Below are 22,985 nucleotides of genomic sequence, written 5' to 3' on the forward strand. Positions count from 1 at the left end.
AACTAGCATGAAAAATACTATCATAATTATAATCTCATTATTTTCTATAATTTGCTTTTCACAAAATAAAAAGCCTTTATATATAAAGTTTGATGAAAAAATGGAAATATCTAATATTATAGAAGATATGACTTTAAGTTTTCATACTATAAATTCAGATAGTCGTGGAAACAGGTACAACTTTAAAGTAAGTAATATGGGGAAAGACTTTAATTTGAGACAGTTCCAAGAAATTAAAGATAGTATTACAGAAAAAGAGTTCAAAGCTATTAATTTGACAACAATTAAGGAGTTATCCAAAATAAGTCCATGTGATTTACACATTATGCTCAGTGATTTAGAATCTATTGTGTTAATTAAAACAGTTGATAATATTCATTATAAATATCGTCTAGTGTATTGGAGTACGCAAAGAGGTTGGAGTACCGTTAAAACAAATTAATAAACACGCCAAGAATGAACTTTTTCCCTTATAAGTTATTTACAAAGAAGCACTTTAGCCGAATACTTTGGTGCTACATTCTAAAACGTGTTATTAATTGCAGTATTTCATTGATACTGTTGTTTAGGGCAAGGCGGTTAATGGGGAAAGCATCGCTATGATCGTCTTGCTAACTAAACAAAAATAGGAATTATTATGAATGTACAAAATTTTGAACGGTTCAAATGGTTTATAATGGGATTCTGTACAGCAATAATTGCCGCATTGATAATATGCATCGGAGTCTTTTATGTTTACTGAGAAATTAATATTAAATAAATTAAAAAAATAGATTCCTATAATACAATTACAGAGTAAAAAGAAAAAATATAGCTATTTAAAGCTTTAGTGATTACTCTTTTCTCTGTTAAAAAGAAACACTAAACAGTTTCATTTTTTTTCATAATTACCCTTAAAAGCCATGCTTTGATTAGCATAGTCAGCTATACGCATGGCTTTTTTTAACCTACAAAACACAATGGAAACAAAAATTCAAGTACTCAGTTCGGGCATGTTTGCAGTACAAATTATCCTAGTTATAGTCAGTATGATAGTGATTTTCATCATTGCTAAACTGTGCTATACTAAGTATAAAAACATACGGTTTAATGAAGCTGATTCACAAATTGAACATACATTAAAACATCAACAATAGCAGTATGCTACAATTTGAATCGCTACATATTGAAAATTTATCGCTCCAATTAGTTGGACAAGAACAATTGCTAAAAGGCATTAACATTCAGTTTGTCAAAAATCAATGCATTGCTATTGTTTGCGAAAGCGAATATGAAAAAAATATACTTGTTCAAATTTTACAAAAAAAGGAAGCTTATCAAAATGGAAGCGTAACCATTAACAATCATATTTCACTTAATAAGGTTAACACAAAAGATTGGCGTAGTATACTTGGAATCGTACCAAAAAATATAAAGATTTTCAATAGTCACGTACTTGATAATATCATATTAGAAGAATATACAATTTCTAATAAAATACATGCCTTTGAAGATATTGAAGCGTTTATACAAGAATACGGTTTTGAGGATTTTATACAAAGCTTGCCACAAGGTTACGCAACTATATTAGGCGAAAGTGGCGTGAACTTATCGGGCGGACAAAAACAGATATTAGCACTAATTAGAGTGCTGTACAAAAAGCCACAGTTATTGATTCTGGACGAGTTTACTTCAGCAATGGATAGAAACATCGAACGCTTTGTATTGCAGTTATTAAAACGATTAAAATCTAAAATCAGCACCATATTTATATCACACCGATTGCATTCATTAAAGCAAATCGCAGATCATATTTACATAATTGAAAACGGAGAAACCGTTGTTCATGGAAGCCACAAAGAACTACTATAAACCGCTAATTTTTACAGCGATTTTTGGACGGATATATTACAAGAAAAAGATGCCGTGAAGTTGATTTTATAACAGTGTTTAAAACCCAAACCAAGTACTATTTTAGTGTTGTTAATAGCCATTAATACACATAAAAATAGATATGAAAGATACAAATACGTATTTGCTTACTGGCTCAATTATACTTGGTTGTATGTTGATGATAGCCGTTATAGTTTTATACTTTTCGGGGAAACCTTTAAAATTTAGAAAGAAATCAAAAAATAATACCGTAGATGATGAAATTGAAGAAGAATTGAGAAAAAATAAATAGATCTTAAGTTATTGGAGCTTTGGCATTGGGTTGGAAAATATATAAAAGTAACATACCGAAAATATAGCTTTTTTTAAAGTTTTAGGGTTAAGGTAGTACTTTAAAGATTCCCGTTTTCACGGGAACTAGATGTTATGATTGGGTTGGGGTAACAACCCTTTTCCCGTTTTCACGGGAATAAAATGTCTAAACGCATTTTTAGACAGGCAAGGCGGTATTAGGTTGATATATGGTTAGTTGACCTAGCCGCTTTGTTATCATAAATAAAGAGAAACGAATAAATATAAAATAAATTTCTGCTTATATGGGAAGAAAAAAGAGATTCTCGCCTATGCTGGGAAACAAAATTACAATTCTTAAAAGGTTTTATTACAGGATTTTTAACGGCACTTGTATTTATAGTACTTTTTGTGGTGGTGGCTTTGTGTGTGACGTATACTTAATTTTATCCTAGAAAAACTAATAACACTTTTCATTGGTTAAATCATACATCATTTCATTGTGTATATAAATAACTTCTCCTTTTTTGAAACGTGTGTTGCAGTTCGCATTGATCGTGTCGTAACAATAGCCTAAAGGCTCTCTATTTGAATCATTTTTAAGAGTATTTAGTCGTTCTCTGGAAACTAATATCCATGAATCTTCGTGTCTTACGAAATTCAGCATATAAATTTTATAGCCTTGATCGGAAGTTGTATCATGAAAGCTAATTTTTATGCCATCAGCAGTTCGATTGTTATAGTTTACTGAGTATTCACTTAAATCTACTCTAGTGTCAGGTAAACCATAAATTAGCTTGTTTTCTCCACTCAATTGGTCGTGAGATGGAAAAAGGGGCTCGCTTCTAACCCAAATTTGCTCATATAAGTTTTTGATATTTTTTATTTTTATGAATGTCTTTAAGCTAACATCATTAGGCTTATTTAATATATCATCTCTCTTTTTTACATGATTGACCAATTTCATAAAATCTTTAGGCGACCCAAAACAAGAATCCAAGACGTATAGTTTTTTTTCAATAAGGATCTCACTTTTACCTTTTTCATCTATTTTATAAATAGAATCTGAATATGTGTCAAGAATCCGTAGTCGATATCGCAATGAATCCGCATCGGAACTTATTTCTACATTTGAAGTATAATTATGATTTTGCTTACATGAAATCATGCAAGCAAAAAAGATAAAAACTAAGATGTTATTTGCAATTTTCAAGAATTATAAATTTAAAGAAAAAGTTATTTTAATTCGGTAACAACATTTCCTTGATAGTACATTTTTTTTGAAGTCTTTAGAGAATCTTTATCAAGAAAAATAGTGGCAGTATCTTTCTTTAAAATTTTATATTGATTCTCCCCAGGCTTGTAATAGGCGTTTATGTAAATATAGTTTTTGTCTTCAAAATAAGTGTCGTTTGTAACTACCCTGTATGTCTTAATATCCAAAACATCATCTAAAGATATTAAAGAATCAATATGTTCAAATCTAAAATGAGACTTGTATATAGTATCTTTCCAAACTGCATTTTTTGATGGATGACGAATACTTTTGTTTGATAACTTCATAACAATTACACCATCGTTAGTTCTGTATAAATTTTCTTTAATCAAAGTGTGATTTTCATTGTTCTGACAAGAAGTCAAAAGAAGATAAACTATAACGTAATATTTCATAAACCTAAACTAATCGTGATTGAGTAAACTTCATTAGTACTAAAATCATCTATTGAGTATCTGCCATCAATAAAAAACCTTCATATAAATATTTCTTCAATACCATCTCCAGTAATTTTATGGAGGAATATTTTTAGATTGAGATTATCAATTTTTATCATATTTACCTAACACTGGCGTGTAATGTTGTCTTTCATAAGGAGGATCTTTGTATTCCTTCTCAAATGTCATATGAGGAATATTTGCATACGCGAAGTCAGAATGGTCAAAAAATTCTAAATCTTCAAGTGTAGCATTGAAACACGCAGATAAATGCACAAAATTTTTCATGATATAAGCACGTTTCTCTTGTGTTATTTTATAAAACGCTCTTCCATTTTCTTTGTGAATGATTTTAGGGTTAAGTGATTTTACATCTTTAGTTTTCCACATTTCATCAGCAACTTTTATCATTTGTTCTTGATATTCAGTTAACTCATACCCTTTATGAAATCCGTATTCTTTTCTAGAATTCTCAGGTATAGGTGCTTTTAAAGGAACTCCTCCAACTTTTATAGCGACATGCTTCATTACATTCATATATACTAATGAAAGTCTATTATCTAACTTTCTTGTAGATACGAGTTGAAAATGGTATCCTTTAAGTTCATAGAACTTCCCGTCAATCCACCTATTTTGATAATTTTCCATGATAGTTTCGTCTACTAATTTATATTCAAGATTAGGGAAAGGACTAGGTGTAGGATGAGTTATTCTTACATGGTGTTTTGTTTCCCATTTAATTTCATCGTTTGTATCGTTACAGAATAATTGGTCAATATACCATTTACGAAGCTTATACTTGAATTCGTTTATCGTATCAATTTCTTCATCATAGCCATCATAAGGAACATCTAAATAATGTAATATTTTTTTTTCTTCTTCAGCATGCCAATATCCACCTCCAATATCAGAGTGCGCACCAAGAACTTTCAATGTTTTTTGATTTTCTGAGTTTTCAATTGGAGTCAACGGGAAATTTTCACGCCATTCAGTACCCGCTGTAATATGAAATACATTGTTTATATTTTTATGTGAAACATTCGGGTTTACTTTTTTTATAGCTCCAACAAAGTTTACTGGATTTGGAACCAATATCGGAATAAGAGGAATAGGAATAGGAATATAATCTGGAGTTAAAATATCTATTATTCTAGAAACATCAATAACTCCTTCTTTTTCTAAAATTTGAGAAATTACCGTCTCAAAAAGTCCTAAAAATTCTATGCTAACATTTTTTTTAGGATAATTAATATTTTTTTCTTTCAAAAACTCCCCCAATTTCCCACCTAAAAAATAACTTTTTGGTATGACCAATTTTTGCTTGTTAGATTTTGTACGAGTCTTATCGATTTTTACTTCTGTAAAATACTCTTCATTTTTCACTTTGTCCAGCTCTTTAGGAATATATTTTTTTAAGGGAACTTTTTCATATTCATAGGTAATTTTACTCTTTAGTACTTCATTACAAAAATGCCTTGCTGCCGCTGCACCACGACTAAAACCAAACACATCAAACCGTAATGATTCTAAAGATAAAGATTGTTTATGTTTATCTTTTAATTTAATAAAATCTTCTTCAATTTGATCTGCAATATCTATACATGCTTTTTCTACTCTAGCAATAACACCTCTAGAACCTTCGCCTAACCCAGAACCGAATTTATCGTCTTTTTTATCTTGCAAAGTACCAATGCCTTGTACATAAATACGAAACTGAAGATAATGATGTGGGTCTTCTTCACTATCAGTGAAATTATCACTTTTCTCCTCGTATATATCATGCAACAACTTCACATTAGAATATGCATTCCAATAACTTGTGTCTGGTTTTACATCAAAACCTTTAAGTTCTTCAGTTTTTATATTGTCTGCTGTTAAGGGCAAATCTTTCGTGTAATAGATAGCATCCGAGTTAAATCCGTTATTCCCTGTTCCATCAAAAAAGACACCCACACGTATTTTTACTTTTGTAGCATTTTTGAGCTTTATAACTTCCAATTTCCGTTTATCGGCATTGTATACATCTATGTCCGCAACACCAATGGAAGCTATATTGCCTATGCCTATATTATGCTTTTTACTCATTACTTTTTTAATTATTTATTCTAAAAAATATTCTACTTCTTCTGAGAAATCACTTTCTCCCAATCCTTTATTGTTTGGTGTATACAAATTTTTAAATCGTACTATTTTTTCTTTTTGATGATCTATTATTAGGTATAAAATACCATACTGGTCATCCTCTTCAATTTCTAATTGTATTTCAATAGTATTACTTTTTTTATTTTTAATTATTTTCGAAAAATTTTTAGGCATAAGTAAATGGGATTGATAATACAGACTATCGTTTTTATTACCCCATGCTACAACTAAATCCGATGGTAACTTTCTCTTTTTCATCATCATATCATTAGTAATGTTGTAATAAATTGTTCCGTCTAAAGATGAAAATAACACATCTGTAATGTTATATTCCGTATTGGGTTTGCCGAAATTAAAATAGATATCATACTCTTTTTTATTTTTTACCCATGCTTCTAGTGGGATGCCAAAATGATCCCAATACTGTTTGTACTTTGCCCAATAGTCTGATTCTTTATTTCGAAAACCTTCATTCATCGTAAGGTCTTCTTTTCCTTTGAGTTGAAATTTGGTAATTTCTATTTTATTATTTATTCCAATTTCTAAATCTTCTACATGAAAATATACCCAGACATGTACCCAACCTCCTGGTGCCATACCTACCATGATGATTCCACTTTCTTTTTTTTTGTTTTTAATGTGCTTTTCAAATAGCTGTTTTATTTTATCATACGGTAAGGGTACTGTTCCTTCATACACTAAGTTTTCAATGGCACTTGCATAACTTACAAATACTTCTTTGGGCAATTTTTTATATCTCTCAGCAGACGAGACAGTACCATATGGATGTCCCCACCCATTGTCAAAGTTGGTAAGGCTACTGTTTCCTGCATTTCCAAAATTTACTTTAGCACCACCAACAGGATAATATTTAGGTGCAGACATAGCTGCTTCCCATTGAAACCTGTCTTTAGTGTTGCTTTGATTACATGAAATAAGTAGTAATAAAAAGCTAAAAAATAGTGTTATCAGTTTATTTTTATTTGTTTTATATACATCCATAGTTAGTATATAATGTTTTTTACTCATTACTTTTTTAATTATTTATTCCATGAAGTACTCTACTTCTTCTGAAAAGTCACTATCACCTACAGCAAGATTTCTTGACTTCATTTTACTTTTAAATCTCAAAACTTTCTCTTTATCACCATTTGTAATAAGATATAAGACTCCGTATTCGTTATTTTTTTCAATCTCTAATTGTAATTCAACACTATTTGTTTTTTTCTTCCTCACTCTCTTAGTAAAGTTTTTAGGTAAAAGAACATGTGTGTCATACCCGATAGAATCATTAGCGTTATTTCTCCAATAAATAACCAAATCAGCAGGTAGTTGTGATGTAACACGCCTTATATCTCCTCCAAACTCAAAAGTGCCATCTCTTGAGGTATATTGATAACCAATGTGATAATTAGGATTAGGTTCATTAAAATTAAAATAGATGTCATATTCTTTTTCATTTTCTGCCCATGTCTCTAATGGTATACCAAAATGCTTCCAATACAGTCTGTATTTTGCCCAATAGTCAGATGTTTTATCTCGAAAACCTTCACCCATCGTAAGATCTTCTTTTCCTTCAAGTTGATATTTGAGAATTTCTATTTTACCAGTAATACCATCTTCTGTAAAAAAATAAACCCAAACACGTATCCAACCACCTGGTGCCATACCTACCATAATTTTCCCCCTTGCCGTTTCTTTGTTTTTGCAGTATTTCCCAAACAGTTGTTTTATTTTTTCATACGGTAATGGCACTGTTCCTTCATACACTAAGTTTTCAACGGCACTTGCATAACTTACAAATACTTCTTTGGGCAATTTTTTATATTTCTCAGCAGACGAAACAGCTCCATAAGAACGCCCCCAACCATTGTCAAAGTTGGTAAGACTACTATTTCCCGCATTTCCAAAGTTTACTTTAGCTCCGCCAATAGGATAATATTTAGGTGCGCACATGGCTGCTTCCCATTGAAACCTGTCTTTAGAGTCACTATTTTGACAAGAGGTAAATAATATAGAAATAAGGATTGTAATATAAATAGAACATTTGCTTCGTGTCATGTTTTCCAAATTGTGATTAATCTTTGATAAAATACACCAAAAAATTTAGATAAAAATTTAAAGTAAGTGAGTTTTATACTCACTTACTTTAAATACTATATAGTTAAGGAGTAACTATATTACTTGGTAATGTACTTGATCTATCATCTGAGCTCATTTGTACATCATCTAACGTAAAAGAAGTTTCCGTTTCTAACTGCTCTGGATTTTCACAATTTTCAGGTTCAGCTTCTGGAAATATTGGTAATGCTTGTGTTACCCATAAACCTGCTGACTTAGCTTGTAATATGGTAAGCGTTGTAGGTATTCTCGTAATCCAGTAGTTGCCTTGTGGTACGCCTGTAGGTTCTTGTATTTCTTGTGTAATACTCATGTATAGTGGATCGCCAATGATTGGAGTCTCGCCACCAAGCCATACTTTTCCAGTTTCTAAGAAGTATTGTACTGCTTCTTCGAACCCTGGTTTTACCGTTACAATTACACGTGCCATTCCTGCTTGTAAAAAACTTCTAAATAACGTATCTGTATTTTCAGATAAATACATTTCTTGCCATTGTTTACGATCTGCCCAAAAATATGGATAGAATGTGTAATCCATAATAGTCCATTCAAAAGCTTGTTCTAAAAACTTTGCTTTGGCAGTATATTTATCTAAATCTTCTCCGAGATTCACTCTAAAATTGAGCATCTTGTCGCCATCTGTAAAATCTTGTCCTAATTCGGTAAGATAATTTTGTAATAAATAAGCAATACAATTGTGCTTGATAATAGTACTTTCTGTGATGCGATAAAAATTACCTAAGACATCTTTTTGATCTGCTGCTTTCGCTGCTTGCTCTGCTTCAATGTTGGCTACTTCTTCGTTATGAGCATCTAAAGCTGTTTGATATGCTTCAATAATTGCATTGAAATTTTCTAATTTCCATGCATTGATATATTCTTGAGAAGGCTCACAATTTATTGTTACTTTTACGTTATAGTTGTCCACATTGTGACCATTTACATCGAACTGTGTATCGCCACTTACATTTAGACTAGATACTGATTCATCAAAATTAACATTGGCACGCCATGATCCTTCAAATGTGCCTCCTTTTAAATTAGGGAAAGTCATTCGAGAATAACGACTACCTTGCCAGCCACCACCTCTATTTCGAGATGATCTACATCTAAAGCTTGCGTTTTTACCTATATAATTATCTGGAATTTGAAATGAACTAATTTCTGTAAAATCATTATCTGTATTAGGTCTTCCAGTTGCATTATGAATGATTTGTTTTGAATTAGGTATTTTAGGTGTCAATTGCACACCATATATACCTGCCCAATACTCTAAAAGTGATGTCGTTGCTGTGGTAGCATTACTCATTTTATGTGGAGCAGGTGCTTTTCTTGGGTCTACAGGTGCAACTAATGTATTTGGCGCTGTGGCAATTGCTAAACGATGTAGTTTGGCAGGTTCTGGTATCATAAATTCAAACATGGCACGTTTTCCATAGTTGTAAATTTGATTTTTCATTTTTTTGTCTACCCATCTATATACACCAGTAATGTGTTTTGGACGCTCCGCAGTTTCTCCTAATCCACCTCTATTATCATACTCATGCACATTGGTTAACGATACTTCTTGAATAATTTTACTGATCCGTTCTTCAGAAATTTTAGATTGCACACGTTCCATCGCTCTTTCCGTAACTTCTTGTGATTTTGTAACAGCCTGTCTGTTACTAATATGCTGTGCATTGGTACTAGCATAGGCAGCACCTGTATCAAATTTATAAACCTTAGTGTCATACGAGAAGTTGGCATGCGCTTGAAAACTTTTTTGTTTGTCTAATTCTTTAGCAACTTCGGTTTGCATTTCTGCACGGTTCACTTTTGTGGTGTCAGATATTTTTTCTACTTCTTGAGATTTGGTGGTCGTTAGGGTATCTTCTGTACGCGTTAACTCATTAATAGATTTATGTCGCAGTTCACTTGCCATGACATTTTCTATATTAGATACTTCTCCTGGCACATACGCATGTACACTTTGAGTTACTTTCATATATTCCGCTACACCTAAACGTTTTAATCCAAAATGTTCTCCAGTTGTTGGTATCGGTTCACTTGGATTTCCACCAATAGGTTCAATTCCAATTGGTTTTAATGACAGCCTTCCTGTGTACTTTACATTAATTGCAACTGTGCTTAATTGTAACGTTGCCTCTCTACCATTGGTAAAGAAAACCTGAATATTCAAAGAACTTATTCCTTGTACATTATTTCTTAAAAATGTAGGGAAATTAAGTTTGTTATTTAATACTGCTATATGACTTATGTTTTCAGTATGAACACCTGTACTGGTAGTTGCAGAAACAATAGCATTACTCACTGCCCATGATGAATTTTCTACATGCACTTGAAGCATCACATAACCTCTACTTGAAAAAAGTCCCGATTTTTTTGCACTTAATATATAGGAAAGGTGCGGCGTATATGTTGTGCTATCTGATATTGGAACAACTACTCCACCAACATTAACATATTGATCTTGCGGAAGATTTGCTTGATTTACAACTTCCGTATTAGCTACATCAGCTTGCGTATTAATATCTGAAAGAACAGCATCGTAAGTAGTATGTCTAAATGTAAACGAATTAGCATCTATGGTAAGTCTATTATTATCAGCTACTTTTACTTCAGATTTACTAAGGTCTACTTCTTTTTCAATACTTTGTGCAGCGTTTGCAAAATTCTCTAAAAAATATTCAAGCGACGCTTCACTTAAACCACCATAAATATCATCCCAGTTTAATTCTTCTTTATAAGAAAATTTAAAATCGGGAACTTCATACGTTGCTAAAAGTTCGTATGCCTTTTTTATTTCTTCTTCGGGTGCTTTAGATTCTTCTAGCTCATCAATAATACTTAACTGATTTTCATAAGCTCGTAGGTTTTCTCCATGTTCTTTTTCATATGAGCTTCTAGCTACTTTCAGTCCATTCTCATAATTTGCCCAATAATTGTTTTTTATACGCTGTATTTCAGATTTTAATTGCGTAAGGCTTTTATTTTCCTCCACCGCATTTTGTTCTTTTTCATAACTTTCTAATGCTATCGTTAACAAACTTGAGTCTCTAGATGATAATTCTTTGCTTACTACTTTCTTAGAAGAGGAAGTAATTGCTTTTCCTAAAATTGATGAAGGAATAATTATGGTTGCGTTCAACGCTGTTTTAACAAAATCACTGCCATTAAGTCTTTTGAGCTCGTCATTAGTTTTTAGTGTTTGTACATATCCAATATGCAACGCTTTTAGAATGTAAGCTAAGGTTTCTTTTACATAAAAATCTTTTTGTGTTAGGTATTGGTAGATAAAATTGTCCCAAATAGCCTTAACAGCATCAGAACCTTTGTGCTTTATATAATCGTCCTTGCATAACGTCAATTCGATAGCTGACAAAGTTGTTTGATTTGAAATTGATTTTCCTACTTTCAGTAAACCACTAAAAACTCCTTTTTCTAATTCATCTACAGTTTTAATAGATGTTGTTTGAAAACTTGAAGCTTCCACTAATAATACATGAAATTTTGTTTGCGTATTTGTGGCGGTAACCTGATCAAAAACACCTTTTAGACTTTCATCTCTATGAATAAATTTGAGATTGGTACTTTTTGTTTCTGCTAAATTTGGATTTCTAAAACTTACAAACCTAAATAAGGTCTGTTTGTTATTGTTTTCTTCACTCATAAATTAAAAATTTAATTGTTTGTAATAATTAATATTCGTTCTTAAAAATTGGACATACTTGCCCTGTATCCAAATAAGTGATACTTACTCAGATTAAAATGCGGCTGTAATTTTTTAGGTACTAGGAGTGGGATTTTATTCTTACCGAATATAGAAATAATAACTGATATTTATGCAAAATATTTTGTAAGCGTAGCAAAAACTTTGTAAGCGTTGAATTTTAGCTGAAATTTATATTATTTTCTGTTTTCGATAGCTCAAAAAAGATGCCAAACTGACTTATCAATTTCATACTTCCCAATTTATATGTCAAAAAAAGTAAATAATTGTTACATAAAAATTATAATCTTTGAATTACTTCTGTAATTGCAGTAGTTTATGATTAGAACCAAAATTTGTCTATATTGAAGCGTAAAGTATTAGAAATGTTGTTACTAATAATCAATTAATAAAATATGGACAAAAAAGATGAATTTTTAAGCAGTAAGGAAACAATGAAAAAATTAAAAATTTCTTCATGTGAATTAATGCACTTACGAGTAGAAGGAAAAATTAATTTTGTGAAAAAAGGGAATGCTTATTTTTACTAAAAATAAACTAATCTCCACTTTTCAATTTATTTAATTCTATCAACCTTTTATCATCTTGACTTCTTGGTGACCAAATAGCGATACTCATTTCCAATTCAAAGTATTTTTTACCTCTTTGATTGAATGAGTATTTATTAGTATTAGTAATATCGAGGTGCTTAATGTGTTTTAAATATTTTTCATAAAAGATTTCATTAGCAACCTTATAACTCAATTCTCTTAATTTTTCTTCTTTAAGAAGAATTTCTACAAGTATATTCATTAGTGCTTGATAGCCAATTGTCGTATGAAGAATATTGGAAGGTTTATTATGTTCTTCAAAATCCCAAAGAAAAATTCCATCATCAATAAATGTATTTTTCACTTCATTGAAATAGAAAAACATTATATCTGAAATACCTGAATCGTTATCATTTGCATAATACTTTCTAAATGGTAAAGGCTTTAAAGACCCTGAACTGCGGTCAAATAATTCTTTCCTTTTTTTATATCTATCATTTTCCGATTGACGTAAATTTTCAGATATTAGACCAACAATAGACTTAACCATTGTTGCTTGTGAGAGAGGAGGCGTATTATTTTTACTGTAAGAGCCACCGTAAAGTTTAATTCTTTTGTAAAAAGGAGAATTCTTATGACCATTTAAACTTAAAACAATTTCCAATGCAGTTTTTTGAGGTGTATCGTCTGTATCAAGTCCAAAAAGGCTATACACCAAACTTTGTGATACCCGTTTTTGAGTCCTATTAATTGTCGAAAATATCATTGCCTGATACTCTAAAGTTTTATCTATAAAAAATGTCACTACTAATTCAATTTTAAGTAAATCATCTAATCTGCCTTGATAAAAGTTAAGTTTTTCTCTAAGATTTTGACTCTCCTTAATCCTTAAAGTTTTAATAAGTGTGTTTAAATCTGATTTTAGTCGTGTTATCGCTACTTCAATACCTCGTACTCTATGTTGACCATCAATGATAGAAATAAATACATCTCCTTTATCTTTTTTTATTTCTTCAAATACTTTTTTGTCTATTATTACTTTTACTCTATCATCATTAACAATATATTCTTCAATAACTTCATCAGGAATATGCAAAACGATATTTGTTGGAAAAGTTGCATCAGGATCATTAACTAAAAAATCAGCAATTTTTTGAACTCTTGAATTCTCAATGTTTCTCTGAATTTGTTTATTATAAATTGGTTCTTCTTGTTCATCATATCCTGTAATAAGTCTTTCAGTATATTTTGTGAACTTAAGAATATTTTCTATTGAGTAAACTCCAATTAAAAAGTCTTGTTTGTTTTGTCTTACGGGTATGGCATTAATAAGCCCTGAGTTCTCTATTGCTTCCATTTCTGACCTCCATGTTTTTCTTTACTTTCTTCTCTTATAATCTCATTGTATGTAGGATCTTCTTGATAATTATCCCACCATAATTTTAAGCCAATAAAAGACCCAAATAATGACAAAATTAATGGAACAACAAAATGCTTCTCTATTTTCAACCAAATTGTTGCTACTATTAAAACAATAAACAGTAAAATCAAACCAATTATCGAAACTAACTTTGATTTAAGCTCGTATTTATTATCTAACAAATCTATATTTCTAAAAATTGTATCAACACAACCAGCAAAATAAATCGAAATATAAAAAGTAGTTAAATTTATAGGAATTTCATCAATTTGAATCGGTTCGCCCAATAATAAGGAAAGTAATACAGGTAACCATATTCCTGCTGTTCCTATTATAACAACGGCAATCCAAAAGTATTTAGTTTTCAGTAAGCTAAAATTAAATAATTTCATTTATTTAGTATTAAAAATATCGCCAAACTCAAACTCTTTAATGTTTGTAATTGCCTGTCGAGGGTTTATGGATTCCATAGAGCGATTAATTTTTGTTCTTTGTTTTTCTCCAGCACCTAAAAATTTACTAATCGACTTCCAATTATTTCCATCTTTTATAGACATTAAAAATGCAGATTGACACATTGAAGAAAAATCGAATGTTGGCTGATTAAATTCTTCTATCCCTTGTGAAACTAACATTACAGCAACTCCTTGTGAACGTATTTCTCTTAATAATTTTTCAAGTATCTCTTGCGATTTTTTTTCTTTAAATACGTTATGCGCTTCATCAATCAATAAAATATAACGTAACCCACTATAATCATCCTCTATTGGAGTTTTATCCATATTCATAAATGTATTATACAAGTAGTAAATTACAAGAAACGTAGCTGTAAAACGAACTTCTTTACTCAAATCCCCTGAAAGGCTTAAATAGTAATTTGAATTTATAAAATCTCCATGTTTATCATTATCAAAAAGTTCAATCTCTGTCAATCCAATTAATATTTGCGTCAATGAAGTTGGTTTGTCTCCTGCTAATTCATATACATTTTCCAATACTTCTTTTAGTGTAGGATAAGATCCATCTTTTCTACTTTCAAAAGCATTAATTGTAGCATCTTTTAAATATTGCTTTTGAACATTTCCTAAATTAGCATATTTGGTAATTATATCTACAAACCTTCCAATCCCTACAATTTTATTTTTTTCATTAATATTGTCTATGAATGAAAGTGGGTTAACAGGAAAAGAGTTTTGTGGTGTATCTATTAATTTTGCATTGGTCGTTTTAAAAAAGCTTTTGAAATCAGGGCTAGATTTATCGCTTTCATTCAATCCTTTAAAATCAAGGTATAAAAAATTAACTTTCCCTTTTGTTTCTTGAACAATACGTTCTAATATTTTTCTTGAAAAATATGACTTTCCAGTACCGGAATTTCCAGCTACTGCAATATGACAATTACCGTATATTGAAGTATTATTAGGTGTAAAATAGATGTTTTCTTTCTTCTCAGTTTCTCCAACTAAAATTTTTATGGGTTTACTATAACTTTCTTTTTCGTTTAAAGAAGAATTATTGTTTTTTATAAATTCAAATGAGTTTTCTCCCTCATTCATAGAATCAATTCCTATTTCTATATTATCTAATAGAAACTCAATCCCTGAAAAATTCTGATTATCTTCAAAAAACTTACTTATGAGTTCTAGCCCTTGATCAATATGCATTTTTAAATACTTTCTGATGTTAGTATCGTCTTTCTGTATTTGGTAGCGCTGGCAAATTAAGGCTATGTAATAATCTCTATAATTACCAAACAAAGTGTGATCTTTATACTCTTTACCACCAATAGCCTGTAAATCTTTATCTAAATCTAAACTATACCCTTTACTTAAAGAATATGCTAAGGCAATACGAGATATATGGTTTTCAGAACCCAGACCAATCCTATGTGTTAAGGATTTTACTAATGGCTCATTTTCGGGCGATGTACTAATGTTAAACTGCATCTTGATAATCTTTTTCAAATACATCAAACAACTCTTCTTTATTCTCTACTTGTTCAAAAGTAGACTGTTCGTTATCTGTGTTTTTTATTAGGAATGTTTTACTAATACTAGGTAAAAGAACTTTAAACTCGTCACGTGTCATTTCCTTTTTTAATAATGGAAAGATGATTACTTGATTTGAAACTTCTGGATAAAAATGTTTAACAATACTATTAGAATGGTCAATATCAAATTTCTGCATAGGAGAATCAATAAATACTGGAAAATCAATATTAGATTCATCAACTAGACCTTTTAACAAAGCTGTTGCATACATTTGTTGTTCTCCTTTTGAAAGAGAATCTTTATTGATTTCCTTTCCTCTTGCATCTATTAGATTAATTTCGATATCATCTCCAAGTATTTCTATTTGAACATCGCTAATAAAACTTTTCTTATGTAATAAAACATCTAAGCCCTCTTTTATTCTTCTTGATAAACTATGCTTTTTCTCAATCTTGAAATCAGCGATAAACTTTTTAAGATATTTAATAGATTTTTCTACTTCTTCACTAATCTCCTGCTTGCTTTTAGAAACTTTTAATTTATCTGATATTCTTTTTATTTCCTTTTTAGATTGAATTTTTGTTTCATTATTTGTTGAAATTTCTTGTTCTAAAACACCAACATTTCTTAGAATATCATCATACTCTTTTTCTAATTGAGATTTTCGTTCTCTATCAGCTTTAACAAGTGGGTTTTCTGACTTTTCTTCTGCAAGCTTAATCTTTTTATTGATATCATTTAATTCATTCTTAGACCTTAAATAATCAGAATTTATACGATTAAATGTTTCCTTGAATGAAAGTCTAATATTGTTTGTGAATTTATTTAATTCGGCTTTTTCTGTTTCAGATAAATTATGTATTACTTCGTCTTGAACATTTGGATTAGCATTTTTTCTCGAATTTCCTCCTCCAAGATGTTTAGATATTAACTCTTTTAAGTTATTAATGTAGTATTCTTGGACTTTATAATTTATTACAAGATTATCTGGGTGTGGAATTTTTATCAAGTCATTAATAATATTGTCTGCTACTTGCTCTGCTCTATCGTCATTGAATTTTTCACTTATAATATCCCTTTCTAAAATTACTTGCTCTAAGACTTCAGTTAACAAATTACCTGCAATAGCAAATGGTATTATCTCGTAGTGATTTTTAAGTTCGGTATTTAAAATTGCTACTTGCTTTTCTAAATCTTCTTTTCTATCTATTAATTTATTTAATTCATCAACTGTTATTACACTACCTTGTTTTATTAGTTTCTCTTGAAGTTTACTAATCTCATATTTTAAAGCTAAAGCATCTTCATTCAAACTTTCAATTCTCTCTTGAACTTCTTTAATCCTGTCATCAGCTATTTCCGCTTCAGTTTTAAGTCTTTTTAATTCAGATTTTTCCTTAGCATTAGCAGTTTCAGATTTTAGCTTATCCAAATATTGATCCAAGTCATCTTTAAGATTTTGGTATTGATTAATACCTAAGACCTCAGAAAATGCTCTACTCAATTCTTGCCTCTGTTCTCCTGTATGTATCTCGGCTAAGGAAACTATTTTTTCAGCATCAAAAAAGAAAAATTTAGCAATCTCCTTTGGCATAATAAAATCACGTATAAAATGCTCTGCACCTACATCTTTTACTAGCTCACTTTCGGAACCATCTATTAAAATCTCTAAATTTTCTTCCTTGTTACCCTCTGTATAATAGGTTCTTGTTATTTTTAATTCATTACAAGTAACATCGGGAATTGTTGTGATCCTAGAAAATATTACCGAAACAGAGAATTTAGTTTTACCTTCAAATTCTGCTTGTCTATTGAGGCTACTTTTTATGTATTGTCGATAATTTCCGTTATTCTCAATTTCTTTTTTATAGATATCATCAACGTCACTCATTTGTCGTCCATATAGACACCAAACTAAAGACATTAGAAAGGTAGTTTTTCCAAAACCATTTTTACCACTAACAATAATAATATTTTCATCATCTGTTACAGATAAATCTATAAGATTTTTACCTTTGTAGATTCTAAAATTATTTAGTTGAATAGATTTTATAATCATTATGCTGAAATAAATTGTTTGTATCTATTTTCAATATCTTCCATAAGACCTCTTCTTTTCATCATAATGGTTTTTGATTTCTCAAGCTTTAGTAAATCTTGAATCAAGTTAAACTGATTCTTATCATTTTCACAAGCGGATAATAAGATTTCTTCTTCTTTTTTGATAAGTCCATTATGTTTTTTCATATCAAGATTTTTATTAAATACTATATTATAAATATCCGAGATTTTAATATAAGTCTCTGTATCAATTTACCTTTATTACTATTAGTTGTTGATTAATTCTACATCAATTCCAAATCACGAACATTTTTTTGTCATCAAAAATCTTCTCTTATATTTCTGCCCTATGTTTAAATTTCACAAAACCCAATTAGGAATTGCAGAAAGTATTTCATTTTTGCGGTAATCAGATATATTTTCTGGATTATTCTCTTGTTCTTTAATCCAATTTCTTACATTTATTAATGGGATTAACCATTCCTCTCCATTTTCAATTTGGACAAATATTCATTTGTCTTTTCTTACTCCCGTAAACGTCCAACAACCAATCTACTTTGCCCACAAGATTTATGCTCTTTACTAGATACCATTGTTGGGCATTCGCAATCATAAGCACTAGCCTCTAATAAATATTAAAGAATTGTTTTTTTATTCCCCGAGGAGATTCAATATTTATTCAATAATATAATTTGTCTTTTTCATCTTAAAATATAGGAAATTTCATATTGTTTGGGAATTTACAATATTCTAGTCTAATGTAAAACATAATGTAAATGAAAAATTTTAAAAAATCATATAGAAAATTAGTCTGCTTTTATTTTAGAACTAATATAGGTCTTTCATTCCTGCAATAATAGTAAATTCTTACATAATATATACTATCGTTACTGAAATCACGATAATTTAGATTTATGAATCCATATCTATTAAACCTATTTTAATTTTATCTACTAAAAAATCAAACCCATCAAATTTCGGGTTTTCTTTTAATTCTTTATCTAATAATTCTAAGCCTTCATCAATATGAAGTTTTATATATTTTGGTATACTTTTGTCTGTTTTGTAGAGTCCATAATGTGTACAGATTAAACCAAAGTAAATGTTTTCATAATCCCCTAAAAGAACAGATTTCGAATATTCTTTTCCACCAGAATCTTTTACATCTTTCAAATCCAATTTTCTATCTTGAGACAAGGAGTATGTAAGTGCTATTCTTGCGATTACATTCTCTTTTCCCAAATTTAATTTTCGTGAGAGCTGAGCTACAACTTCTCTATTTTCTTTACTTGTGCTTATTTGCTTAAACATAGGCTTCAGAGTTTAATTCATCAAAAACTTCCTCTAGATCAGCTTCTAAAATTTTTGATGCATTATGATCCAGATTATCAATTAAGAAAGATTTATGAAGATTTGGTTTTAAAAGGTCGTATTCCCTTTTACTAAGTTCTTTTTCCAATAAAGGCAAGAGCACTACCTGATTTGAAATTACGGGGTAGAACTCTTCGATAATACTTTTGGAATGGTATTTATCAAACTTTTGAAGAGGACTATCTATAAAGACAGGAAATGTTATGCCAGACTCATCAACCAATGCCTTTAATAATGCTGTTGCATACAATTGCTGTTCTCCTTTAGATAGTGTCTCCTTTCTAATAATTTGTTTATTGCTATCATATAGGTCAATATTCATTATATCCTCATCAATCTGAATTTTTACTTCATTAATGAAATTGTCCTTATGCATCAACTTATTAAGACTTAATTTTAATGCTTTTTGAAGTGCGTATTTTTTCTCTTGCTTTATCTTTAGAATTAATGAATTAATTCTTTCCAAAAGATTTTCTGTTGTTTGGTATTTCTTATTATCTGAATCAACCAGTTTAAATTTAGTTTCAAGTTCAGATACTAATTTTTTATCTGAATTATTTTTAGCGCTTAATGCTCCTTGCTCAATTAATAAAGAGTTTTCTTTAGTTTTAAGCTCTTCAATCATCTTCTCAATCTGTGCTTTCTCATCACGAAACTTTTTAGCAAGATGGTTGTCTTTTCTAGCCTCTGCTTGTTTAATTTTACTTGAAACCCTAAAAAAGAGTACCCTATTATTTTTTTCCTGTTGAACGATTGATTTTAATTGTGAACTGAAAGAACTTTTAAGGTTTAAATATAAAGCTTGAAAATCTCTATAACCTTCTTCTCCTATAGCTATTAAAACCTCTATTGGATTCGACTCGTTTTCAAATCTCGTTTTTAATGATTCCTTTATTATCTTTTCAATAATAGATGTATTTGATAAATCAGATTTTTGAAATTTTTCAGTTATTTCTTTTGAAAAGAGAATCAATTCTTTATTTAATAACCCATTTGGAATACTAGAATTTTCATGTTCATTCTCAAGTTGATTTTTTAATTGAACAAGTTTTTTACCTGCTATAACAAGTGGCGCTAATTCTAAAAGTGAAGACAGTTCAGCCTTTATTTGATCGGACTCTTTTTTTAATGTATTTTGTTCCTGTTTAAGCAGAATCAATTCATCGAGTGTAATCGTATTTCCCTCACGTATAAGCTTTTCTTGAATTGAATTACTCTTTGCTTTTAAGCTACTTAGCTCCTCAATATTTATTTGCTGTTGCTCTGAATTGAATTCAAGTAATTTTGAAGACTCCCTTTCTCTTTCTAGTAGTTCGTCTAATTGATTTTTTTCTATTTCAGATATACCTTTGCGCAACAATTTAGAAGAAAGTGAAACTAAGTTTTTCTTAAGTTCTTCATATTTTTTTATACCTAAGACTTCAGAATAAGCCCGATTTAAACTCCTTAGTTCTTCTTTTGACTTTGCCTCTGCCAGAGATACTATTTTCTCAGCATCGAAAAAGAAAAACTTGGCAATTTCTCTTGGAAGGATAAAATCATTTATGAAAAGGTCATAGCCAACTTCTTTGGTCAATTCATTTTCAATCCCATCGATTAAAATGCTTAATTTTTCACTATTATTTTCAAGGTTATAGGATCTTCGTATTGAAATTGAATTGCAAGGTAACGAAGGAATGGCAAGTTCCTCCAGTTTAATATCTACGTAGAAAACTTTTTTAGATTCATCACTTTGATTCTCAATTTCTCTATTTAAAAGTGATTCTAAGAAAGGTTGATATCCTCCAGAATATTTTATGTCCAAGCGATATTTATTTTCAACCTGTCCCATTAACTTACCATAGAAAGCCCAAAGTAGAGACGTAAGCAAAGTGGTTTTTCCAAATCCGTTTTTTCCAGCTATGATACTTATATTCCCCTCAGATGATGGACTGAAGTCAATATCATTCAATCCTTTATAAATCCTGAAATTATATAGAGTGATTTTACTAATTTTCATTTTCTCTACTTGTTACGAATCTTTCAATTCTGTTCTCTATATCATTATGCAACCCATATTTCGATACCATAAGTGTTTTAGTCTCTTGTAAAGATAATAGATTATCTATAAGATGAAAATAGCCCATATCATCCTCACAAATTTCTTTTAGAATACGTGTTTCAGTATTATTCAAAGATGCCGAATTATTAGTGCTGATATCTTTACCGAAAATCCCTCTATACAGGTCTCCTACATTTTTGTCAAAATATAGGTCTCTATTCCAAGTAACTTGAATTGCAATAAGTTCTTGATTGGTTATCAAAAAGATATGAGGTCTTTCTTTTTGTAATTCTTTCTGAATTAAAAGTAGCTCTTTCAATTTTTGATATCGGTAACTAGGTCTATAAGGACCCCAATTTGTACCATCCTCTCGAACTGCTGGTCGTCCATCCCTTCTTTCGGGCATTCTGTTTTCGTGAAGATTTCTCTCGTCAACTAAACTATTCCGATATTCCAATAAAGGTTTCATCCAAGACTGACCGTTCTCAATTAAAGCAGACATAGATTTGTCTTTTTTTACTACAGTACAAGTCCAACACCCAAAACGTGACTGCCCACATGAAGAGTGTTCTTTGTTTACAACCACTGTTGGACATTCATAATCATCGGCGCTTGCATCTGAATAAATTTGGAATAAAATTGAATTATCAAATCCCCAAGGTGAGGGGAATGTATTAATTATATACCAAATCTCTTCAAGCATTAATTCTTTTATTGGGGCATACACGTATGTATTTACACTTGTTTGATGCTTAGAAAGTCGTTGCCCATCAATTTCGTGTTTACGCATTGAACGTTCACGTGCCACACTTTCTTCGTATCTAGTTCCTAACAAGACAATAGCTTCTCCTTTTTTATCAATTTGTTCTAATAGAAAATTTGAAGTTGGTTTTATTTTGAGTTTAGTTGTGCACCAACGAAAAGCATTGTTTGGAACTGGATATCCTTTTCCCAAAACATTAATCCAGTAAGTTTCTTCTAATAGCGGCACTGTTTTTTTAACGATGATTGGTAAGTTTTGTTCTCTTGCAGCTACAGAAATTTTAGCTAAAACATCATCCACGTAAGATGAGATAATGGGATTCTCAACAAGAGTATCATTGCAAACAACGTAAACAGGTCTTCTTAATTGAAAGGGCGTTGGCATTTTTCTAATCTTCTCCAAGGCTTTCCATACGAGCATAAGTAAAACGGTAGAATCCTTACCGCCACTAAAACCTATTATCCAAGGTCTTTGCGACTTGTCAGTAAAGGCGTACTGGTCAATAATTTCATCAATTATATTATCTATTCTTTTTGACATATTTCAATTCATTAGCTTTAGTTGGCTAAAGTCGTATTTATATTCTTAGAACTATAAAATATAAACTCTAATGCTTTGGCTTGATACTTTTCGTCTTTTAATGTTTCTTAAACCTTATCTGCGAACCAAATTACATTTTAAGTTTCCTTTTTTTTAATTAAAATTTCTCAACATAACTCTAAATTACTCTTAACAAAAAAATTTGGGTTTTATTGAGTATTGCTAAATCAATTTCTAATATTAGATACTCTCAAACAACAATTTCTTTGTTCTTTACAAATGTAATTATATACTATCCATTCACAACTAATTATGTTCAGCTTGGGACTTCACGAATTTTGAACAAAATAGCGAATAGATTAATCATTATCTAAAAATTTTAAAGCTATTTTAGGG

The 22,985-nt window shown here is 30.3% G+C and carries 18 protein-coding genes; 4 read left to right on the forward strand and 14 right to left on the reverse strand.

Annotation, left to right across the window (positions count from 1 at the left end; translation table 11 throughout):
- The first annotated feature begins 7 nt into the window (after positions 1-7).
- The 3 genes from IMCC3317_RS10230 (at position 8) to IMCC3317_RS10240 (ending at position 2,164) form a co-directional block, all read left to right on the forward strand.
- Entirely contained in the window at positions 8-442 is a 435-nt protein-coding gene (locus IMCC3317_RS10230) for a hypothetical protein (RefSeq protein WP_160129407.1), read from the forward strand.
- Between the two features lie 698 nt (positions 443-1,140).
- Positions 1,141-1,851, forward strand: a complete 711-nt coding sequence (locus IMCC3317_RS10235; protein WP_160129408.1) for an ATP-binding cassette domain-containing protein — start codon at positions 1,141-1,143, stop codon at positions 1,849-1,851.
- A gap of 142 nt (positions 1,852-1,993) precedes the next feature.
- Positions 1,994-2,164 carry a hypothetical protein gene (locus IMCC3317_RS10240; RefSeq protein WP_160129409.1) on the forward strand — a complete coding sequence of 57 codons (171 nt, stop codon included), beginning with the start codon at positions 1,994-1,996 and terminating at the stop codon, positions 2,162-2,164.
- A gap of 459 nt (positions 2,165-2,623) precedes the next feature.
- On the opposite strand, the gene IMCC3317_RS10245 is transcribed toward IMCC3317_RS10240, so the two are convergent.
- The 6 genes from IMCC3317_RS10245 to IMCC3317_RS23680 form a co-directional block, all read right to left on the reverse strand.
- Positions 2,624-3,376 carry a hypothetical protein gene (locus IMCC3317_RS10245; RefSeq protein WP_160129410.1) on the reverse strand — a complete coding sequence of 251 codons (753 nt, stop codon included), beginning with the start codon at positions 3,374-3,376 and terminating at the stop codon, positions 2,624-2,626.
- A 23-nt stretch (positions 3,377-3,399) separates the two neighbouring features.
- On the reverse strand, positions 3,400-3,771 hold the full coding sequence (locus tag IMCC3317_RS10250) for a hypothetical protein (protein WP_160129411.1): 372 nt from the start codon (positions 3,769-3,771) through the stop codon (positions 3,400-3,402).
- 210 nt (positions 3,772-3,981) lie between these two features.
- On the reverse strand, positions 3,982-5,961 hold the full coding sequence (locus IMCC3317_RS10255; RefSeq protein ID WP_160129412.1) for a phospholipase effector Tle1 domain-containing protein: 1,980 nt from the start codon (positions 5,959-5,961) through the stop codon (positions 3,982-3,984).
- Positions 5,962-5,976: 15 nt separating this feature from the next.
- A complete protein-coding gene (locus IMCC3317_RS10260; RefSeq protein WP_160129413.1) occupies positions 5,977-7,020 on the reverse strand; it encodes a DUF2931 family protein in 1,044 nt (347 codons plus the stop codon).
- Between the two features lie 42 nt (positions 7,021-7,062).
- Positions 7,063-8,079 carry a DUF2931 family protein gene (locus IMCC3317_RS10265; protein ID WP_160129414.1) on the reverse strand — a complete coding sequence of 339 codons (1,017 nt, stop codon included), beginning with the start codon at positions 8,077-8,079 and terminating at the stop codon, positions 7,063-7,065.
- A 103-nt stretch (positions 8,080-8,182) separates the two neighbouring features.
- The gene (locus IMCC3317_RS23680; protein WP_228055029.1) at positions 8,183-11,812 is read right to left on the reverse strand and encodes a hypothetical protein; all 3,630 of its coding nucleotides are present in this window, start codon (positions 11,810-11,812) and stop codon (positions 8,183-8,185) included.
- 455 nt (positions 11,813-12,267) lie between these two features.
- Between IMCC3317_RS23680 and IMCC3317_RS23785 the strand changes: the two genes are divergently transcribed.
- Positions 12,268-12,402, forward strand: coding sequence for a hypothetical protein (locus IMCC3317_RS23785; protein ID WP_262887089.1), 135 nt, complete (start codon positions 12,268-12,270; stop codon positions 12,400-12,402).
- A gap of 7 nt (positions 12,403-12,409) precedes the next feature.
- On the opposite strand, the gene IMCC3317_RS10275 is transcribed toward IMCC3317_RS23785, so the two are convergent.
- The 8 genes from IMCC3317_RS10275 to dndC all read right to left on the reverse strand — a co-directional run bounded on the left by IMCC3317_RS10275 (position 12,410) and on the right by dndC (position 22,589).
- Positions 12,410-13,759 (reverse strand): DGQHR domain-containing protein, encoded by a 1,350-nt coding sequence (locus IMCC3317_RS10275; RefSeq protein ID WP_160129415.1) that lies wholly within the window; start codon positions 13,757-13,759, stop codon positions 12,410-12,412.
- Complete coding sequence (locus tag IMCC3317_RS10280; protein ID WP_160129416.1) at positions 13,747-14,214, reverse strand: hypothetical protein; 468 nt, start codon at positions 14,212-14,214, stop codon at positions 13,747-13,749. The genes IMCC3317_RS10275 and IMCC3317_RS10280 overlap by 13 nt, the downstream gene beginning before the upstream one ends.
- Positions 14,215-15,768, reverse strand: coding sequence for a DndE family protein (locus IMCC3317_RS10285; protein WP_160129417.1), 1,554 nt, complete (start codon positions 15,766-15,768; stop codon positions 14,215-14,217). It abuts the gene before it with no gap.
- Complete coding sequence (gene dndD / locus IMCC3317_RS10290) at positions 15,758-17,872, reverse strand: DNA sulfur modification protein DndD (protein WP_160129418.1); 2,115 nt, start codon at positions 17,870-17,872, stop codon at positions 15,758-15,760. Before dndD ends, IMCC3317_RS10285 begins: the two co-directional genes overlap by 11 nt.
- The gene (locus IMCC3317_RS10295; protein WP_160129419.1) at positions 17,872-18,060 is read right to left on the reverse strand and encodes a hypothetical protein; all 189 of its coding nucleotides are present in this window, start codon (positions 18,058-18,060) and stop codon (positions 17,872-17,874) included. Before IMCC3317_RS10295 ends, dndD begins: the two co-directional genes overlap by 1 nt.
- A gap of 726 nt (positions 18,061-18,786) precedes the next feature.
- On the reverse strand, positions 18,787-19,185 hold the full coding sequence (locus IMCC3317_RS10300; RefSeq protein ID WP_160129420.1) for a DndE family protein: 399 nt from the start codon (positions 19,183-19,185) through the stop codon (positions 18,787-18,789).
- Entirely contained in the window at positions 19,178-21,244 is a 2,067-nt protein-coding gene (locus IMCC3317_RS10305; protein ID WP_160129421.1) for an AAA family ATPase, read from the reverse strand. The genes IMCC3317_RS10300 and IMCC3317_RS10305 overlap by 8 nt, the downstream gene beginning before the upstream one ends.
- Positions 21,234-22,589 carry a DNA phosphorothioation system sulfurtransferase DndC gene (dndC, locus tag IMCC3317_RS10310; RefSeq protein ID WP_160129422.1) on the reverse strand — a complete coding sequence of 452 codons (1,356 nt, stop codon included), beginning with the start codon at positions 22,587-22,589 and terminating at the stop codon, positions 21,234-21,236. Before dndC ends, IMCC3317_RS10305 begins: the two co-directional genes overlap by 11 nt.
- Between the last annotated feature and the right edge of the window lie 396 nt (positions 22,590-22,985).

Origin of the sequence: Kordia antarctica (assembly GCF_009901525.1) — a bacterium.
Classification (GTDB): Bacteria; Bacteroidota; Bacteroidia; order Flavobacteriales; family Flavobacteriaceae; genus Kordia; species Kordia antarctica.

Excerpts from the sequence above, each read along its gene's own strand:
- IMCC3317_RS10230 (WP_160129407.1), top strand. The coding sequence starts at position 8 with ATGAAAAATACTATCATAATTATAATCTCATTATTTTCTATAATTTGC.
- IMCC3317_RS10235 (WP_160129408.1), top strand. The coding sequence starts at position 1,141 with ATGCTACAATTTGAATCGCTACATATTGAAAATTTATCGCTCCAATTA.
- IMCC3317_RS10240 (WP_160129409.1), top strand. The coding sequence starts at position 1,994 with ATGAAAGATACAAATACGTATTTGCTTACTGGCTCAATTATACTTGGT.
- IMCC3317_RS10255 (WP_160129412.1), bottom strand. The coding sequence starts at position 5,961 with ATGAGTAAAAAGCATAATATAGGCATAGGCAATATAGCTTCCATTGGT.
- IMCC3317_RS10260 (WP_160129413.1), bottom strand. The coding sequence starts at position 7,020 with ATGGATGTATATAAAACAAATAAAAATAAACTGATAACACTATTTTTT.
- IMCC3317_RS10265 (WP_160129414.1), bottom strand. The coding sequence starts at position 8,079 with ATGACACGAAGCAAATGTTCTATTTATATTACAATCCTTATTTCTATA.
- IMCC3317_RS23680 (WP_228055029.1), bottom strand. The coding sequence starts at position 11,812 with ATGAGTGAAGAAAACAATAACAAACAGACCTTATTTAGGTTTGTAAGT.
- IMCC3317_RS23785 (WP_262887089.1), top strand. The coding sequence starts at position 12,268 with ATGGACAAAAAAGATGAATTTTTAAGCAGTAAGGAAACAATGAAAAAA.
- IMCC3317_RS10275 (WP_160129415.1), bottom strand. The coding sequence starts at position 13,759 with ATGGAAGCAATAGAGAACTCAGGGCTTATTAATGCCATACCCGTAAGA.
- IMCC3317_RS10280 (WP_160129416.1), bottom strand. The coding sequence starts at position 14,214 with ATGAAATTATTTAATTTTAGCTTACTGAAAACTAAATACTTTTGGATT.
- IMCC3317_RS10285 (WP_160129417.1), bottom strand. The coding sequence starts at position 15,768 with ATGCAGTTTAACATTAGTACATCGCCCGAAAATGAGCCATTAGTAAAA.
- dndD (WP_160129418.1), bottom strand. The coding sequence starts at position 17,872 with ATGATTATAAAATCTATTCAACTAAATAATTTTAGAATCTACAAAGGT.
- IMCC3317_RS10295 (WP_160129419.1), bottom strand. The coding sequence starts at position 18,060 with ATGAAAAAACATAATGGACTTATCAAAAAAGAAGAAGAAATCTTATTA.
- IMCC3317_RS10300 (WP_160129420.1), bottom strand. The coding sequence starts at position 19,185 with ATGTTTAAGCAAATAAGCACAAGTAAAGAAAATAGAGAAGTTGTAGCT.
- IMCC3317_RS10305 (WP_160129421.1), bottom strand. The coding sequence starts at position 21,244 with ATGAAAATTAGTAAAATCACTCTATATAATTTCAGGATTTATAAAGGA.
- dndC (WP_160129422.1), bottom strand. The coding sequence starts at position 22,589 with ATGTCAAAAAGAATAGATAATATAATTGATGAAATTATTGACCAGTAC.